The organism is Pseudidiomarina aquimaris, from assembly GCF_003987395.1.
GTDB classification, from domain to species: domain Bacteria; phylum Pseudomonadota; class Gammaproteobacteria; order Enterobacterales; family Alteromonadaceae; genus Pseudidiomarina; species Pseudidiomarina aquimaris.
Genome location: NZ_PIPT01000002.1, coordinates 168981 through 186705, shown reverse-complemented (window position 1 = coordinate 186705; position 17725 = coordinate 168981). Strand labels below are relative to the sequence as shown.

At 46.8% G+C, this 17725-nt stretch carries 12 protein-coding genes; 10 read left to right on the top strand and 2 right to left on the bottom strand.

All coding sequences use genetic code 11. From position 1 onward, the window contains the following. Nucleotides 1-384, top strand: a complete 384-nt coding sequence (locus CWE21_RS03860; RefSeq protein WP_126833150.1) for a protein kinase — start codon at nt 1-3, stop codon at nt 382-384. An 86-nt stretch (nt 385-470) separates the two neighbouring features. Here the strand turns inward: CWE21_RS03860 and CWE21_RS03855 are convergent, their stop codons facing one another. After that, nucleotides 471-1370 (bottom strand): TIR domain-containing protein, encoded by a 900-nt coding sequence (locus tag CWE21_RS03855; RefSeq protein WP_241970214.1) that lies wholly within the window; start codon nt 1368-1370, stop codon nt 471-473. Further along, nucleotides 1367-1654, bottom strand: a complete 288-nt coding sequence (locus CWE21_RS03850; RefSeq protein ID WP_126833149.1) for a hypothetical protein — start codon at nt 1652-1654, stop codon at nt 1367-1369. The genes CWE21_RS03855 and CWE21_RS03850 overlap by 4 nt, the downstream gene beginning before the upstream one ends. A gap of 117 nt (nt 1655-1771) precedes the next feature. On the opposite strand from CWE21_RS03850, the gene CWE21_RS03845 reads away from it, so the two are divergent. The 9 genes from CWE21_RS03845 (at nt 1772) to CWE21_RS03800 (ending at nt 17670) form a co-directional block, all read left to right on the top strand. Then, nucleotides 1772-2011 carry an HTH-like domain-containing protein gene (locus CWE21_RS03845; protein WP_126833148.1) on the top strand — a complete coding sequence of 80 codons (240 nt, stop codon included), beginning with the start codon at nt 1772-1774 and terminating at the stop codon, nt 2009-2011. 52 nt (nt 2012-2063) lie between these two features. Beyond that, on the top strand, nt 2064-4505 hold the full coding sequence (locus tag CWE21_RS03840; protein ID WP_126833147.1) for a type I restriction-modification system subunit M: 2442 nt from the start codon (nt 2064-2066) through the stop codon (nt 4503-4505). Then, entirely contained in the window at nt 4502-5896 is a 1395-nt protein-coding gene (locus CWE21_RS03835) for a restriction endonuclease subunit S (protein ID WP_126833146.1), read from the top strand. Before CWE21_RS03840 ends, CWE21_RS03835 begins: the two co-directional genes overlap by 4 nt. Further along, nucleotides 5889-8555, top strand: coding sequence for a TrlF family AAA-like ATPase (locus tag CWE21_RS03830; protein ID WP_126833145.1), 2667 nt, complete (start codon nt 5889-5891; stop codon nt 8553-8555). Before CWE21_RS03835 ends, CWE21_RS03830 begins: the two co-directional genes overlap by 8 nt. Nucleotides 8556-8581: 26 nt before the next feature. Continuing rightward, nucleotides 8582-9802 carry an RNA-binding domain-containing protein gene (locus CWE21_RS03825; RefSeq protein ID WP_053034688.1) on the top strand — a complete coding sequence of 407 codons (1221 nt, stop codon included), beginning with the start codon at nt 8582-8584 and terminating at the stop codon, nt 9800-9802. 154 nt (nt 9803-9956) lie between these two features. Further along, complete coding sequence (locus CWE21_RS03820; RefSeq protein ID WP_126833144.1) at nt 9957-13049, top strand: type I restriction endonuclease subunit R; 3093 nt, start codon at nt 9957-9959, stop codon at nt 13047-13049. After that, nucleotides 13049-13762, top strand: coding sequence for a M48 family metallopeptidase (locus tag CWE21_RS03815; RefSeq protein ID WP_126833143.1), 714 nt, complete (start codon nt 13049-13051; stop codon nt 13760-13762). Before CWE21_RS03820 ends, CWE21_RS03815 begins: the two co-directional genes overlap by 1 nt. 615 nt (nt 13763-14377) lie before the next feature. Then, nucleotides 14378-15238, top strand: coding sequence for a type 2 periplasmic-binding domain-containing protein (locus CWE21_RS03805; RefSeq protein ID WP_126833141.1), 861 nt, complete (start codon nt 14378-14380; stop codon nt 15236-15238). Continuing rightward, on the top strand, nt 15235-17670 hold the full coding sequence (locus tag CWE21_RS03800) for a putative bifunctional diguanylate cyclase/phosphodiesterase (protein ID WP_126833140.1): 2436 nt from the start codon (nt 15235-15237) through the stop codon (nt 17668-17670). Before CWE21_RS03805 ends, CWE21_RS03800 begins: the two co-directional genes overlap by 4 nt. Nucleotides 17671-17725 lie beyond the last annotated feature (55 nt).

Genomic DNA, 17725 nt, shown 5'->3' with positions numbered 1-17725 from the left:
ATGAGTTCGTTTTATCCAGAAGAGCGCTTTGGCTTTAGTCGCCAATCACTTCAAGCAAAATCAGAAATTAAGGCAGCCTATGACCACGCCAAACGAGCATTGTCGGGTGGCTTGGTTAAAACAAAAGAACAAGCAACCAAAGAGGCCGAAGAGCTACAGGTAGAGCTAGCACGTCTTAGAACAGAGCTCGAAGTATACAAGCAACGTGAAGAGCTTTGGCAGCGCCGATGGCAGCAAATTGCCTTTCATGTGCGGCAGAAAGGTATACAAATGGCTAGTGTCGATAAAGCTCCACCTGACGGCGCAGATTTGCCGTCAAACACCGAGTCAGCCAAAATACTGAAAATGTTTGATAAGGAAATACCGCCCTCGGGACGTGTGTAATTCGAAACGTGTATTACCAAGATAAGTTCGCTGATAAGAATTTACGAGTTTGATCTTAAACTGGGCTGGTTTAGGAGAGGCGCACATCAAGTGCGCATAACTTTATTCCAGTCTATTTTGTGACCTGCGGCATCAAGTTCAAGAGCAAGACGTTGCTTCCAGCCGCCGGAATCATCCATCGTCTCCCAGACCACCCCAGCGAAGTCGCTAGGTATTTCCAGTGAACCGCGTTTGAGCGCACAAACTTTGTCTCGACCCAGGCAGCCGATAAAGTAACCGAGTTCCAGTAAAACGTTTTGACGTGCACGAGGCTCAAGGCTACCGCCTTTGGCGCGGCCTTCATCGTCCGGTGTCAGGAGTACAACGGCAAATCCGACATCACGGTGCGCGTCAACTTTTTCTATGATGGTTCTTCCTTGGTTTGCTTGCTCATGAAGAATTATTGCTTCTAAACCGATACGTTCGATAAAACGAGCCACCATTTCGCGCGCGCCTTGGTCATGGCCGTGAACAATAAATATTTTCTTAGAGAATGGTCGAGTTAACACAGTTTGAGTGCTCCCTTTTGATTGAACGTAGTTTCTGTAATCACGAACAAAGGGAATAATAAGTTGGCCAGTAAGTGCATGTATGCCTGCAATGATTTTATTACCAGAGTAAAAAAAGTGATTGGCAAAGCCTCTTGCAAAGCTTGGGTCATCAGCTAATTTTTCAATCAATAACAGTGTTAACCCCATCGTCTCTCGATCATTGTCGGGGAATGCAAGCTTAGCGGTTCCAACCATATTGCCACCTGATGCTTCACTCTCTGCAAGGAAGGTTTCAAGATCGACTCCTTTAGTGAGCTCAGTGTTATAAGGCTCTAGGTCGGAGGGGCGGAGTAACTGAGCCAGTTTCCGTAATGGCCTGTCAAATGTTTGTAGATGGGAACTTTGAAGATCAAAAACCGCATTATTAATTTCTGAAAATACATCTCTCGACATCATTCATCCTCATCGTGCTTAAGCCGAGCCTCTGAGGCCTTATTAAGAATACTTTCACGACATTTCTCTTTCATTTGCTCTGCCAGCGGACGAATGATAGAGCTATTTCCATATGGGGCGATGCGACTATCGATCTCTTGATGAATAGATTGAATGGCCGCCTCAACGCTACTTGGATCGTGAGGATCGAACTCAACCCGTGCTAAGTGCCCATCAAGCTCTTTAAAAGCTTTCTCTGCCTTTTTGAGTTCCTTCTGCAGATTATCCAGCCCAGTAATTTTAGCCACAAAAGCCTCCATTCGATGGTGATTCGATAATTAGTAATATAGGCCGATATATTGCTATCGCAAGGAAATTTAGCTAGTTTAGCTAAATTATAAAAATCAGCCGTGGCAAGTACCCAAATGAACGAGCAAGAAATCTACGCACAAATCAAAAAGGCCCTGCAAGAGGCACCTCGCAAGCAATACACCGCGGAGCTGCATTTGCAAATGATCAAATATGCAGATGAGTTAAAGAACATCACCGCCAAAGAGTTTTGTGAGGGGGTAGGCCTGCGAAGCAGCTTTGGCACCGAATTTAGCAAAATGCGCAATCTGACTCAGCGCCTGAAAGCGGCCGGGCTCGATACAGCCAAACTATAACGAATCAAATTCAATCGTGCCGGGCCAATACTCGGTACTGTAAGGAACAACCATGGCCATTAAGAAAACCGAACTTTACTCCTCCCTTTGGGCTAGCTGCGATGAGCTGCGCGGCGGTATGGATGCCAGCCAGTACAAAGACTATGTGCTGACCATGCTGTTTATGAAGTATGTCTCTGACAAATACAAAGGCGACCCTTACGGCATGATTGTAGTGCCGCAAGGTGCCAGCTTTGACGATATGGTTGCGCTGAAAGGCGACAAAGAAATTGGCGACAAAATCAACAAAGTCATCAGTGCGCTGGCCGAAGAAAACGACCTCAAAGGCGTGATAGACGTTGCCGACTTTAACGATGAAGACAAGCTTGGCAAAGGCAAAGAAATGGTTGACCGGCTAGGTAAGCTGGTCGGCATTTTCGAAGGGTTAAACCTTGGCGATAACCGCGCCGATGGCGATGACCTACTGGGTGATGCCTACGAATACCTAATGCGCCACTTTGCCACCGAATCCGGTAAATCCAAAGGACAGTTTTATACGCCATCCGAAGTGTCACGCATCCTTTCTAAAGTGATTGGTATTGATAGTAATACCCCGCAAGATGCCACCGTCTACGACCCAACCTGCGGCTCGGGCTCCCTGTTGTTAAAAGCCAGTGATGAAGCGCCGCGTGGCTTGTCGATTTTTGGTCAAGAAATGGACAACGCTACCAGTGCCTTGGCACGTATGAACATGATTTTGCACAACAACGCCACCGCCAAAATCTGGAAAGGCAACACCATTGCTGACCCGCAATGGAAAGAGGCAAACGGCCAACTTAAGACTTTTGATTTCGCTGTGGCCAACCCGCCGTTTTCCAACAAAAACTGGACCAGCGGCATTAACCCGCAAGAGGATGAATTTGGCCGTTTCAGTTGGGGCATTCCGCCAGAAAAAAACGGCGACTACACCTTTTTGCTGCACATCATTAAAAGCTTAAAAAGCACCGGTAAAGGCGCGGTCATTCTGCCTCACGGTGTGTTGTTCCGTGGCAACGCCGAAGCGCGCATTCGTGAAAACCTCATCAAGCAAGGTTACATCAAAGGCATAATCGGTTTACCGGCCAACCTGTTTTACGGCACCGGCATTCCTGCCTGTATTATCGTGATTGATAAAGAGCACGCGAACGCTCGCAGCGGCATCTTTATGGTCGATGCCAGCAAAGGCTTTGCCAAAGACGGCAATAAAAACCGCCTGCGTAGCCAAGATATTCACAAAATCGTCGATGTCTTTACCAAGCAGCTAGAACTGCCGCGTTACTCGCGTATGGTACCGTTAAGTGAAATCGCTGGTAACGACTACAACCTCAATATTCCGCGTTATATCGACAGCAGCGAACCCGAAGACCTGCACGATTTAAGCGCCCATCTGCAAGGCGGCATTCCAAACCGCGATATCGATGCTTTAGAGCGTTACTGGCAAGTCTTTCCGAGTATTCGTGCAAGCTTATTCGAAGCATCACGTGAAGGTTATAGCGAAGCCTTGGTCAAAGCTTCCGAGGTGAAAAGCACCATCCTTAACCATGACGAGTTCAAAACTTTTGCTGCACAAAGCCTTGAACCCTTTATCGAGTGGGCGCAGCGCTCAAATCTGCACGCCATTGAGCAAGGCGAACAGCCTAAACAAATTATCCATCGCATCAGCGAAGATTTGCTGCAAAGCTATGCACAAACGCCACTACTTAGTAAATACGACATCTACCAAATCTTGATGGATTACTGGGCGGAGTCCATGCAAGACGATGTCTATGTGCTGGTGCAAGACGGCTGGACTGGTGGTAAGCAAATACGTGAAATATTCCCTACTAAAAAAGACGGCAAAAATGTATGGAAAGAAAGTCATGATTTCGAAATAACCAGGAAGCGCTATCGCGCAGAAGTCATACCACGCACATTGGTTGAGAAACGATTTTTTTCTGATTTGCTAGCGCAACTTTCAATTCTTGAATCTGATGTAGAGGCAGCAACACAAACACTGGAAGAATTTGTGGAATTGCATTCCGGCGAAGAAGACCTGCTGCTGGAAGCTAAAAATGATAAAGATAAGGTGACTCAAAAGTTAATCAATGCTCGATTGAAAGAACTGAAAGTTAATCCGAGTGATCCTGATGAAATAGATGCTCTAGAAAAGTGTTTATCTCTAGTGAAGAAAGAGGCAGCAGCAAAGAAAAAAGCAAAAGAGAAGCAAGCTGAGCTCGACTTGGCAGTATTTAAGAAATACCCACGGCTTAGTGAAATTGACATCAAAACCCTGATTGTGGACGACAAATGGCTAGCAACGCTTGAAAGTAATATCGTCGCCGAAATCGAGCGAGTTACCCAGCAACTGGCTAATCGTGTGAAAGAGTTGGAAGAGCGCTATAGCGAACCCCTGCCTGCCCTTACCCAATCGGTAGAAAACCTTAGCGATAAAGTGGCAGGCCACATAAAAGCGATGAGTTTGGAGTGGGCGCTATGAGCGAAGTGGCTGAAAAAAGTTCAAAGAATCTGGCCGAGGCGGCTACGAATGCCATTCCCTCGGGCTATAAGCAAACAGACGTTGGAGTAATTCCAGATCATTGGGGGGTATCTCGGTTGCGAGATTTATTAAAAGAACCTCCAAAATATGGAATTAATGCGCCAGCCGTTCCGCTTGAAGGAACGTTACCAGTCTACATTCGGATTACTGATATTTCTGAAGATGGCTACTTTAAACCATCTGAAAAGGTTGGTGTTAGAAGCTCGTTTTCAGGTTTGTACCAACTAGCTGACGGTGATGTTGTTCTAGCTAGGACAGGGGCAAGCGTTGGCAAGTCTTACTTATACAAAGAAGATGATGGTGTATTGGTGTATGCGGGGTTCTTGATAAAAGTTTCTCCAGACAAAAAAAAACTAGAGCCACGATTTCTATCGCAGTACCTAAAGACTCAACGCTATTGGTCTTGGGTCACTGTGAATTCTATGCGAAGTGGGCAGCCAGGTATTAATGGTAATGAATACGGAGACTTGCTAATCCCATTACCTAAAATCCAAGAACAAACCGCCATCGCCAATGCGCTATCCGATGTTGATGCGCTAGTCAGCGAGCTGGAAGAACTGATCGCCAAAAAACAGGCCATCAAAACCGCCACCATGCAACAACTGCTCACCGGCCGCACCCGCCTGCCGCAGTTTGCTTTGCGTGAAGATGGCAAGCCAAAAGGCACCAAACCAAGTGAGTTAGGGGAAATCCCGGAGGATTGGGAACGTATATCAATTGGTCGCGATACGGTTTTAAAAGCTCGTATTGGTTGGCAAGCGTTAACGACCAAAGAATACCAAACAACAGGAGATATCTATCTAGTAACTGGTACTGATTTTGATTCGGGTGCCGTGAAATGGGAAAGATGTTTCTATGTAAGCGAATGGCGTTATAAACAAGATCAAAATATTCAGCTTAGAAATGATGATGTATTAATAACCAAGGATGGAACTATTGGTAAAGTTGGTTATGTCACTGCACTCAGTCGGCCTGCCACGTTGAATAGTGGTGTTTTCGTTGTTAGGCCTAAAAACAATAATTTGATGCAACGCTTTTTGTTCTACGTACTTACATCCAGAGTTTTTGACGATTTCATTAACAGAATTACCGCAGGCTCGACTATTACCCACTTGTATCAAAAGGATTTTGTTAATTTTGAATTTTCAGCACCTTGTATAGAAGAACAAACCGCCATCGCCACCATTCTGTCCGATATGGACGAAGAGATTCAGGCGCTGGAACAACGCCTTGGCAAAACCCGCCAAATCAAACAAGGCATGATGCAGGAGCTGCTGACGGGTAAGACACGCTTGCTGCAACCGCTAAATAAGGAGTCACAACATGGCTGACCAACAGCAAAGTTATAAAAAAGCTCGCTTTTTTAAATGTGCGTTGCAGGTCAATCCAGCGGGTTATATTCAATACCGTGGCCAACAACAGAGTCTGTCTGAATCTGACTATAACCAGCGGTTGTTAAATGCTGCACTGGAGGCGGGCATTGAGATTATCGGTTTGGCTGACCATGGCTCGGTAGATGGTGTTGACTCGATTCGGACCTTGTTTAATCAACATGGTATCGTGGTTTTTCCCGGCTTTGAGATTGCTTCAAGCGAAAAAATACATTTTGTCTGTTTGTTTGATGAAAGCAAATCGGCGCAAGAGCTTGAGCGAATTCTGGGTAGTTTGCGGCTATTGGATCCTCAGGACGGTGTTCGCCCTTCGAGGTTAAGTGCAGAGCAGTTGATTGATGAAGTGAATCAGCAAGGTGGCTTTATCTTCGCGGCACACTGTACCAATGACAATGGTTTGCTCAAAATTGGTCAGATGAATCATGTATGGCAACACCAAGATCTTCTAGCGGCGCAGATACCGGGTTCGATAGAAGATTTGCGTGGCGTTGAAAATGATTTTTACCGAAAAGTTTTCCTGAACAAAGACGCTAACTATAAACGTGAACGGGAGATGGCCGCGATTAACGCAGCTGATGTTGAGGCACCTGAAAAAATAAAAGAAGCAGGTGCTTCCTGTTTAATCAAGATGACCAAACCTTGTTTTGCCTCGTTTAAACAGGCTTTTTTGGATGCTGGCTCAAGGGTTCGTTTAAATTCCGATAAGCCGGAAAACTATGCCTCTGCCATCGAACGTATTCGCTTTGTTGGCGGCTATCTGGACGGCGTTGATATTGAGTTGTCTGACCATCTTAACGCCGTTATTGGTGGACGTGGTACGGGAAAATCAACCTTGTTGGAGTGTATTCGCTACGCATTCGCGTTAGAGCCTAAAACGCAAAACGCGTTAAAACAGCATAAGAGTGTGATTGATACTAACCTTGGCAAAGAGCGGGGGATAGTTGAAATTACGCTGCGCTCAGCCGTGCTGCATGGTCGTAAATTCACGGTGAGTCGAAAATATGGTAATCAACCTGTGGTGGTGGATGAACAAGGCAATGTTTCACCTTACCACCCCACTGATCTGCTGCCGGGCATTGAGCTTTACGGGCAAAATGAAATCTATGAAATGACCCGCGATGAACATAGTCGTAATCAGCTTATAGAGCGCTTTTTGGAAGGGGAACACGAGCAATTTGATGCCGATATTGCCAAGGTGCTGGCAAAACTGAAAGAAAATCGAGAATCCATCAAGCGTGCACTGAGCCAGAAAGACGATGTTGAAGCCGAGGTAGAGCGCCTGCCTAAGCTATTGGATCAGGCTAAGCAGTATCAAGCCTTAGGGATTGAAGAAAAGCTGAAAATTATTCCTAAGCTGGAAAAAGAAAAGCAGTTAAAAGCGCGTGTCGATGAAGATGTGACTCGCGTAAAAGATGCCATTGAAGCCCTTAAAGACAGCTTGCCCGATACGGTTTTTTTAAGTGATAGCGCATTGGATGGCTTGCCGCATGCTGATTCATTTAGGCAGCAGCGCTTGGTGTTGGACGCCTTAAAAGCAGGTGTACAGCAAACGCTAGTGCAACTGGAACAGCTTGCTTTGAATGCGGATACACAGCTGGCACCGCTTAAGAAAGCGTTGTTGGAAAAACAGCAGACTGAAGAGCAGAATTTAGAAAAAGCCTTTAAAGATATTCCGGCAAGCCAAGGTAAAACGGGACGGCAAATTGGCGCAGAGTATCAGACGCTGCTGAAGCAAATTGAGCAGATCAGACCCAAGCAAACCACGTTACAACATCGCCAAGCGCAAATTGACGAGTTGTACGGCCAGCGCAAAAAGCTATTGTTGGAGTTGGATCAGTATACGAGCGCCAGAGCGACCAGTATTTTGAAATCAGTGAAACGCTTAACGCGCAAGCTGGAACAAAAGGTTCGGCTTACCTTGCAGCCGGAAGGGAACCGCCAAGCGTTTGTTGATTTTCTTAGCGAATGCAGTTTAGAGGGCGTAGGGCCTAAGCGCTTGGCTTGGGTGCTGGATGGCGACTTTTCACCCAGTAATCTCGCTGCCACCATTCGCCAGGGAGAAACAGAATTAGCCCAGAACTTTGGCGTCACAGGTACGGTTATTACCGCCTTAACCCGTTTGCCAGAAGTAAAGCTCTTAGAGCTGGAAGAGTTGCAACTGCCCGATACGATGGCCATTGAACTGAATGTGACCCATGGCGAGCGAGAGGCAGTATTTCGCCCTATTGATGACTTATCGACGGGGCAGCAGTGTACCGCTGTTTTGCATTTGTTGCTTTTGGACAATCAAGACCCTTTGATTTTGGATCAACCGGAAGACAATTTGGATAACGCATTTATTGCCGAACGAATTGTCGCAGAGCTTCGCAGAGCAAAACTAAGCCGCCAATTTCTGTTTGCCACACATAATGCCAATATCCCCGTATTCGGTGATGCAGAATGGATCGGTGTGTTGAGTGTTGAAGATAGTAAAGGGATGATTTTGTCAGAGCAGCAAGGGGCTATTGATGTACCCAAAGTTCAAGAGCTGGCAGCCGATATTTTGGAAGGTGGTAAAAGTGCGTTCAATCAGCGCCGTGAGAAATACGGTTTTAATTGAGCACTTGTGCCCCTTGGGAGAAACGCATGTTAAAGACAGAATTATTAGAAATTATTGCCAATGGTGAAAACTCAGGCGTGGAGTTTAAGCGGGACGATATTCGCCCTGAACAACTGGCAAAAGAAGTGGTGGCTATGGCCAACTTCCAAGGCGGAAGAATACTGCTTGGCGTAGAAGACGATGGGGTAATCAGCGGTATTCAAAGGGGCGATCTCGAAGAATGGGTGATGAATGTTTTTCAGAACAAAATCCATCCTATGATTTTGCCTTTTTATGAAGAGGTAAAGTTAGATGATGACAAAACCGTGGCAGTTGTGAGCTTCCCTATTGGTATCTCAAAGCCTTATGTCGTTCGTCACAGCGGGAAAGAAGAAATCTACATTCGTGTAGGCACAACGTCCAGACTGGCGACCAGAGAGCAGCAAATGAGGCTGTTTGAATTGGGTGGCATGTTACACACTGAAGTCATGCCCGTTCCTCGTACAGATATCAGTTGTCTGGATGATGCGCGGCTGATGAATTATGTTCGGGATATCTTGCGTGATCCAGATGTACCGAAGTCTCCTGAAGAATGGCAGGCAAGGCTTCTCGGGCTTGGGTTTTTAACGGAGGCGGCAGGTAACATTTGCTGCACCATTGCAGGACTGGTGCTGTTTGGCAAAAGCCCGCGCCGTTACTTAAAGCAAGCTGGATTAAGAGTGATGGCATTTACTGGCGATGATAAGGAATACCAAGCAGCGCTGGATGACATTATAGATGGCCCAATGGTTGGTCGCTGGGATCTCGATAATGGTGATAAACGCCTGGTCGATGGCGGCGTTATTGAGCGCTTTATGGAAGCGATGACACCCTTTATATCTGAGGAGTCTGGTGAGGTAGATGCAGGGCTGAGACGGGAAACAAAGTGGTTTTATCCCCTTGAAGCCGTAAGGGAGGCATTGATTAACTCACTGGCTCACCGCGATTGGACTCGGTTTGTTGAGATTGAAGTGTCAGGGTACTCGAATCGCCTTGAAGTGATTAGCCCTGGTGCTTTGCCAAATTCAATGACAGTTGAAAAAATGAAGGCAGGTCAGCGGTCACCAAGGAATACCATCGTCATGGAAGTTTTGCGTGATTATGGCTATGTCGATTATCGAGGAATGGGTGTGAGAACAAAAATTGTTCCGCTAACCAAAGCGCTCACGGGTAAAGAGCCAGAGTTTGAATTAACCGATGATCATTTAAAAACGGTGTTATATCGCTAGGCGAAGAAAATGAATTTTTGCTTGACCGCTGCTTGATTGAGTGGTGTTGAAGTCAACTAAATTAGTAATAAAAGATTGATTTTAAAGGGTAAAATTTGCTTGATCGTTGCTTGACTGTCAAGAGGAACAAGCTTCGAATTGATTAGAGGTTAGGATGAGTAACGTAGGTCAGCGTGAGCGCGCTACCCAAAATCGTATCGTTCAGTTTTTTCAAACTGACTTAGGTTATCGCTATTTAGGCGATTGGCAGGATCGCGCTAATAATAAAAATATTGAAGTGGATATCCTGGTTGATTGGCTAAATAAACGCGGTGTCAGCGAGGCGTTGATCAATCGTGCTATTCGCCAATTGGATACGGCAGCAGCGCTGGGCGAAGGTAAAAAGCTCTATTACGCCAACAAAGAGGTTTACCGCCTGCTGCGCTACGGCGTGAAAGACAAAGAAGGCGCTGGCCATCTCAATGAGACGGTATGGTTGATTGACTGGAAGAATCCACAGGCGAACGATTTTGCCATTGCTGAAGAGGTCTCGATTAAAGGCGAAAACAAAAAACGCCCAGACATTGTGCTCTATGTGAACGGCATTGCGCTGGGCGTTATCGAATTAAAGCGCTCGTCGGTGTCGGTTTCAGAAGGTATTCGGCAGAATCTCGATAACCAAAAGAAAGACTTCATCCGCAACTTCTTTACCACCATGCAATTAGTGATGGCGGGTAACGACACCCAAGGCTTGCGTTACGGCACCATTGAAACGCCTGAAAAGCACTACCTTGAGTGGAAGGAAGACCTTACCAATCCTTATGAGCACAAACTCGATTTCCACCTGAGCCGCGTGTGTAACAAAGCGCGCTTGCTACAAATTATCCATGATTTTATTATTTTCGATGCCGGTATCAAAAAGACCTGCCGCCACAATCAGTTCTTCGGTATTGAAGCCGCGAAACGCCATATCGCAAGACGTGAAGGCGGCATTATTTGGCATACGCAAGGTTCTGGCAAAAGCCTCACTATGGTATGGCTGGCCAAATGGATACGTGAGAATGTCAAAGACGCACGTGTATTGATTGTGACCGATCGTACCGAGCTGGATGAGCAGATTGAAAAAGTGTTCACCGGTGTTGAGGAAGATATTTATCGCACCAAAAGCGGTGCCGATTTGGTGGCGACGCTCAATCAGCCCAACCCTTGGTTGGTATGCTCTTTAGTCCATAAATTTGGTCGGCAGTCTGATTCGGAAAACGATACCGCGACGGATGAGTTTATTGCCGAGTTAAAGAAATCGCTACCATCGGATTTTAAAGCCAAAGGCGATTTGTTTGTGTTTGTGGATGAGTGTCACCGTACTCAATCGGGCAAGTTGCACGAAGCGATGAAGTCCATTCTGCCAGAAGCCATGTTTGTCGGCTTTACCGGCACGCCGCTGATGAAGAAAGACAAGAAAAAATCGGTTGAGGTATTTGGCCCTTACATTCATACCTATAAATTTGATGAAGCCGTGGCCGATGGCGTTGTGCTCGATTTACGCTACGAAGCACGAGATATTGACCAAAATGTCACTTCGCAGAAAAAGGTCGATGAATGGTTTGAAGCCAAAACTCGCGGCTTATCTCGATTAGCGAAAACCCAGTTGAAACAGAAATGGGGCACCATGCAAAAGGTGCTGTCCAGTAAATCGCGTTTGCAGCAAATTGTGAATGATATCTTGCTGGATATGGACACTAAGCCACGCCTGATGGATGGCTACGGCAATGCCATGTTGGTCTGCTCTAGTGTCTATCAAGCTTGTAAAGCTTATGAAATGTTCAGCCAAACAGATTTAGCCGGTAAGGTGGCTATTGTCACCAGTTTTCAGCCGACTGCTGCAAGCATTAAAGGGGAAGAAACCGGTGAGGGTTTAACGGAAAAGCTCTTTAAGTACGATATTTACCGCAAGATGCTTGCGGATTACTTCGAGCAACCGGAAGACAAGGCCGCAAACCGGGTCGAAGAGTTTGAAAAAGAAGTTAAAAAGCAATTTATTGATGAGCCAGGGCAAATGCGCTTACTGATCGTGGTCGATAAGTTGCTGACTGGCTTCGACGCTCCTTCGGCTACCTATTTGTATATCGACAAACAGATGGCTGATCACAATCTGTTTCAGGCCATTTGCCGCGTGAACCGCTTGGATGGCGATGATAAAGAATACGGGTATATCATCGACTACAAGGATTTGTTCCGCTCGTTGGATAAAGCGATTTCTGATTATACTCAAGGCGCATTTGATGGTTATGACAAGGAAGACGTTGCAGGGCTACTGAAAGATCGTTTAGAGCAAGCCAAGCTCGATTTGGATAATGCGCTGGAAATGGTGCGCGCCTTGTGTGAGCCGGTAAAAGTGCCACGCAATACGGAAGACTACATTTATTATTTTTGTGGCAAGTCAGGTCTGAACCAAGACGAGCTCACCGAGAAAGAAGCGCTGCGTTTAACGCTTTATCAGAACGTCGCCAAATTGCTGCGTGCGTTTGCCAATATCGCCAATGAAATGCCTGATGCAGGCTATTCTGCGCAAGATGTAGACTCGATAAGAACAGAAGTTGCTCATTTTGAAAAAGTCCGTGACGAAGTAAAACTGGCCAGTGGCGATTTGGTAGAAATGAAACGCTTTGAGCCTGCCATGCGCCACTTGTTAGATATGTATATTCGTGCGGATGACAGCGAAGTACTGATGGATTTTGAAGAGCTAGGGCTAATTGAGCTTATCGTTGAAAAAGGTGCTGATGCCGTGGAGGCTTTGCCTGAAAGTATTCGTAAGAATCAGGAAGCCATGGCCGAAACCATCGAAAATAACGTGCGTAAAACCATCGTTGATGAAAACCCGGTTAACCCCAAGTATTACGAGCAAATGTCGGTGTTATTGGACGAGCTGATTGAGCTTCGTCGCCAAAAAGCGATTGAATACCAAGAGTATCTGGAAAAAATCCGCGAGCTATCTCGTAAGGTTATACGTCCGGAGCAGACAGCGGCTAACTATCCGCCATCGATGGACTCTAATCCAAAACGCGCGTTTTACGATAATTTTGGTCAAGATGAATTGCTGGCTACCAAAATAGATAGTGCCATTCGTTATACCAAAAAAGCGGATTGGGTGGGAGATCGCTTTAAAGAGCGAGAAATTGCCAATGCGGTGCGAGAAGAAACGACGGGGTATGAGGTGGATATTCAGGGTGTAATGGAATTGGCAAAAGCGCAAAAAGAGTACCATTGATGCCTAAGGTAGAAATTGGTTCTATTGCGATGCAGTTAAATCGTAAGGCAATTAAAAACCTTCATATCAGCGTGTTGCCACCTGATGGGCGTGTGCGTGTTTCTGCTCCTGAATCTATGACAGAAACCGCAATCCGTATGGCAGTGATCAGCCGCATTCCTTGGATCAAGAAACAGCAGAGTGATTTTGCCAAACAACCTCGCCAATCTGATCGAGCAATGGTTAGCGGTGAATGTCATTACCTGTGGGGCAGGCGTTATCGTCTGAATCTTATCGAGCGTTCCGGAAAGCATGAAATCAAGCTAGGTCGTGGTCGATTGCATTTATATGTCAATCCCGCAACAACGCTTGAGAACAAGGCACTGGTACTGAACTCATATTATCGAGATGCACTTAAAACGCGAATCGCTGAGTTATTGCCTGTTTGGGAAGATAAGATCGGCGTTAAAGCTGCAGATTGGGGAATTAAAAAGATGAAAACCAAGTGGGGCAGCTGCAATATTCAGGCAAAGCGCATTTGGCTAAATTTAGAGCTTGCTAAAAAGCCACCGGAGTGTTTGGAGTACATCCTAGTGCATGAATTGGTGCACTTGCTTGAGCGTAATCACAATGAACGCTTCAAGGGGTATATGGACAAGCTACTTCCCGATTGGCGAGAGCGCAGAGATTTGCTGAACAGAATGCCCTTGGCACACAACGACTGGGTTTACTAGGAAAATTATGCGGAGTTTGTATGGTTTGCGTGATTACGTATGTGGCGCGTAATTTGAGATAGACTTGATAGCAAGAGCGGGAAATGGATTTTAATTCGCCGAGATCTTGCTAAAATACGATTAAATGTTTAGTAGAAACAACCAGCCTTCCAATACTCGCCTTTTTGATTTTGGGTGTTGGAGCCGCCTGAGTTGATCAGGTGCTGTCGCTGAAAATGTCAAAATTGTACCTTTACGCTTGGTGGCTAATACTCCCAAAGTACCTGCCCAGAAAGTTGATAATATTGGGCTTAACTTTACGATTTTGGATTTCTTTATGATAAAATCCAATAATTTCAATAATTTGTATGGTTTGTTCGCTACTTTATGTGAACTACCGTTTTAAGCGTGAAGCGCAAAACGAATAACGATTGAACAAACCCTGCCATTTGGCAGGGTTTTTTATTTAGTAAACTCGAAAGTTCAATTAACAGTCTCGAGGAAACTGCTAGAATGTAGGGCATCAGGTACTCATTCGAGACACATACACGATTCATGCTGAGATTTTTTCTGCTCATACCTCTAGTCATGCTTACTGTTTCGGGCTGTGATCGGCCAGCGGAGCGAGCGGTACTTGTGGGTAACGCATGGTTAGGCGCCGCCCCCATTTTTAGTGCTGCCGCCACCCATCCTGCAGTGCTCCCACGTCAATTAAAGCCAGTAATGCTCGTTTCCGATATCAGTGTGTTGCGGATGCTGAGCAATGATGCGGCGGTAGGCGCATTTGTCTCGTTAGATAATGCACTTGGTATTAATACCATGACTCAGGGTGGTTATTGCGTGGCAATGGTTATCGACCGCTCGCTCGGAGCTGATGCGATCATCGCCCATGAGGATTGGCGTGATGACCCCGAAAAGCCTATCCATGTCGGATTGGAGGACAGTACCTTGGCTCGCTATGTCTTGAGTCAATGGATGAAGGTGAATGGGATTACGCCTGAACGCGTAACCACGCAAGTGTTAGTCCCGACGGAACACTTGTCAGCTTGGGCAGAGAAAAAAACCGATTTGGTGGTAACTTATCAACCTTTCGTGGAACGACTGAAACAAAGAGGCGGACAGGTCATTTTTGACTCGCGTCACACCGAGCTGAAAATCACCGATGTGCTGATTATCAACAAGCAACGCTGGCCAGCGCTTGCGCCGGCCGTAATGGCGTTGCGCGATCAGAGTTGGCCGCACATCATGAGTTTGCTTGAACAACGTCAAATAGAATTTTGGCAAGCGTTACAAGCGCTGACTGATCTTGGCGAGGCTGAGCTAACTACAGGGTTAGCGGACGTAGAGTTTGTTTCTGCGGCCGAGCAAGAAAGGGCCTTGGCGAAGTTGTTGCAGGAAGATATCCCACAAGTGGCTGAGCATCTCATTCAGTCAAATGTCTATGACCAAGTTACCCCACTCAGCCGCTGTGACCAGCTAAGTGAGGTGGTTGAGTGAGAAGGCTTCGTTGGTGGCAACGCTTAAGTGTGCAGATTACCATACCGATATTCGTTGCAATGCTGGCTATTTTGCTGGGGCTCACCTATTTCATGATTGCCGCCCAGCAGCAAGCAGCGCTTAATAGCGCTCAGCTTGAGTTGCGCAGCAGTGTGGCGGTAGCACAGGGCTCCTTCAACCGCATGTATACAGCGGATAGCACCGAAACGATACCTGAACTTATCAGTGAGATGCATGTGCATCCGCGTATCCGGAATGCGGTGATCGTAAGTGTGCGCAAAGACTTAGTAGCAGCTTATGAACCACATTTAATCAAAGGTGATTTGCAGCGCTTTTTAGATACTGTTGGTACTGACCCAGTCCAGCAAGCGAGTAATACTGGCAAAACCTTCATTGAGTATCATCCGGAACACAGCCATTTGGTCGCGGCAGTCCCGATCATTGAAAGTCTCTCAGTTAACCGACAAAGCCAGCGAAATGTGCTGTTAGTCGAATATTTACACGCGCCGCATTGGTATCAACTTGCCAGCGTACCCTGGTTGCCACTCGGTTTGTTGCTTCTGCTATTTTTCCTGATTGGCTTTGGCCTGTGGTTTTCGCTGCAGCGCTTCATTGCGCGTCCAGCGAACAAGTTAGTCGCCGCTGTGACGCAGTTCGGCCGACATGGTTTTGTTAATGACAGCCGTCTTCCACTGCGACTCCCAAACGAGTTTGGCATTCTGGCACACAATGTACGACTGGCTGCCAAAGAACGCCGCCACCGTGAAGCGAAACTGCGGCAGTTATCAGCGGCGGTTGAGCAGGCGAATGAAAGTATCATGATTACCGATCTCGCCGGCAACATCGAATATGTGAATCCTGCCTTCTGCGCGACCACGGGGTACAGCAGCGAAGAAGTTATCGGTAAGAACCCGCGTCTATTGGCCTCGGGCCGTACGCCCGCCAGCGAGTACCAAGCGTTGTGGCAATGTTTGAGCGAGGGCAAGACATGGCAAGGTGAGTTCTATAACAAAACTAAATCCGGACAGGAGTTTCGTGAGTGGGCAACCATTTCGCCACTCCGCGATGAACATGGAAACGTCACGCATTATTTGGCAAGTAAACTGAATATTACTCAGCGTGTCGAGGCTGAGGCGAAACTTGAATATTTAGCGTATTTTGATGCGCTGACGGAATTACCGAATCGCACCAGTTGTATCCAGCACATTGCTAGCTTAGTCACCGCCGCCCATAAAGGTGAGCATGGTGCGGTCATCCTGTTCGATCTTGACGGCTTGCAACGCATCAACGATGTTCGTGGTTTTGAATTCGGTGATGCAATTCTAAAAGCGACGGCGCGTCGCTTGCGTGCCGTGGTGGCTAATGAGCAAAATGCGTTTGTGGCGAACCTCGGTGGCGACTTATTTGCTGTGGTCCTGACACCTCGTAAGCTAGAGCAGAAAGATGTTCTCGCGGACGCCCAAATCCTCGTCAAATTGATCCTTGCCGAATTGAGTCAGCCGTTACGGGTGCAAGATGAGCAGATCTCGGTCACCGCAAGCGCTGGTATCGTTATTTATCCGCAGGATGCCGAGTCTGCGGATGCCATTATACGTCACGCTGAAACAGCGGTGCATACAGCCAAGGACGCTGGCGGTAATCAGACCGCAGTTTACGATGTGTCCTACAGCGACGTATTAGAAAAGCGCTATGAAATCGAACGGGAACTGCGCGAGGCGATCAATGGCGAGGGCTTACAGCTGCACTTGCAGCCGCAAGTGGGGGCCGATAAAACCTTGCTCGGAGTTGAAGTTCTGCTGCGGTGGCAGCATCCAGAAAAGGGCATGATATCGCCTGCGGAATTTATTCCTGTCGCTGAGCAAACCGACTTAATAGTCGACCTAGGCAAATGGATCGTGCGCCATGCGTTGCTCGAGCTCAAACGTTTGCCGGCACCATTGACCTTGGCTATTAATATAAGCCCGCGGCAATTCCGTAAATACGATTTCGTTTATTGTATTGAGCGGGCGCTGGAAGAATCGGGAGCCGACCCCTCGCGTCTCGTACTGGAGGTCACTGAGAACTTGTTTGTCGATGACACCGAAGACATTGTTTTGAAAATGAAGGCATTGCAACAAAGCGGTGTGCAATTTTCGATTGATGACTTTGGTACGGGGTACTCTTCGCTATCGTATCTGCGGAAATTGCCGTTACAGGAATTGAAAATCGATAAGAGTTTTGTGCAAGCTATCGATGACGCCGAGCAGCGCACGATTGTCGATTCGGTTATCGCCATTGCGAAGACGCTGGGCCTAAGAATTGTCGCAGAAGGCGTCGAGACACAAGCCCAAGCCGATTATTTGGCAAGCCGAGATGACAAAGTGGTCCTACAGGGCTATTTATTCGATAAACCACTCCCCACCGCTGAGTTCCATCGGCGTTATTTTAGCTAGGAACCAAGAGACAGAACCAAGCTCGCAGCGCAAGTTTAAAAATTTGCGCTACACT

Bases quoted from the DNA above. Each gene is read 5' to 3' on its own strand.
- CWE21_RS03860 (WP_126833150.1), top strand. From the start codon at position 1: ATGAGTTCGTTTTATCCAGAAGAGCGCTTTGGCTTTAGTCGCCAATCA.
- CWE21_RS03855 (WP_241970214.1), bottom strand. From the start codon at position 1,370: ATGATGTCGAGAGATGTATTTTCAGAAATTAATAATGCGGTTTTTGAT.
- CWE21_RS03845 (WP_126833148.1), top strand. From the start codon at position 1,772: ATGAACGAGCAAGAAATCTACGCACAAATCAAAAAGGCCCTGCAAGAG.
- CWE21_RS03840 (WP_126833147.1), top strand. From the start codon at position 2,064: ATGGCCATTAAGAAAACCGAACTTTACTCCTCCCTTTGGGCTAGCTGC.
- CWE21_RS03835 (WP_126833146.1), top strand. From the start codon at position 4,502: ATGAGCGAAGTGGCTGAAAAAAGTTCAAAGAATCTGGCCGAGGCGGCT.
- CWE21_RS03830 (WP_126833145.1), top strand. From the start codon at position 5,889: ATGGCTGACCAACAGCAAAGTTATAAAAAAGCTCGCTTTTTTAAATGT.
- CWE21_RS03825 (WP_053034688.1), top strand. From the start codon at position 8,582: ATGTTAAAGACAGAATTATTAGAAATTATTGCCAATGGTGAAAACTCA.
- CWE21_RS03820 (WP_126833144.1), top strand. From the start codon at position 9,957: ATGAGTAACGTAGGTCAGCGTGAGCGCGCTACCCAAAATCGTATCGTT.
- CWE21_RS03815 (WP_126833143.1), top strand. From the start codon at position 13,049: ATGCCTAAGGTAGAAATTGGTTCTATTGCGATGCAGTTAAATCGTAAG.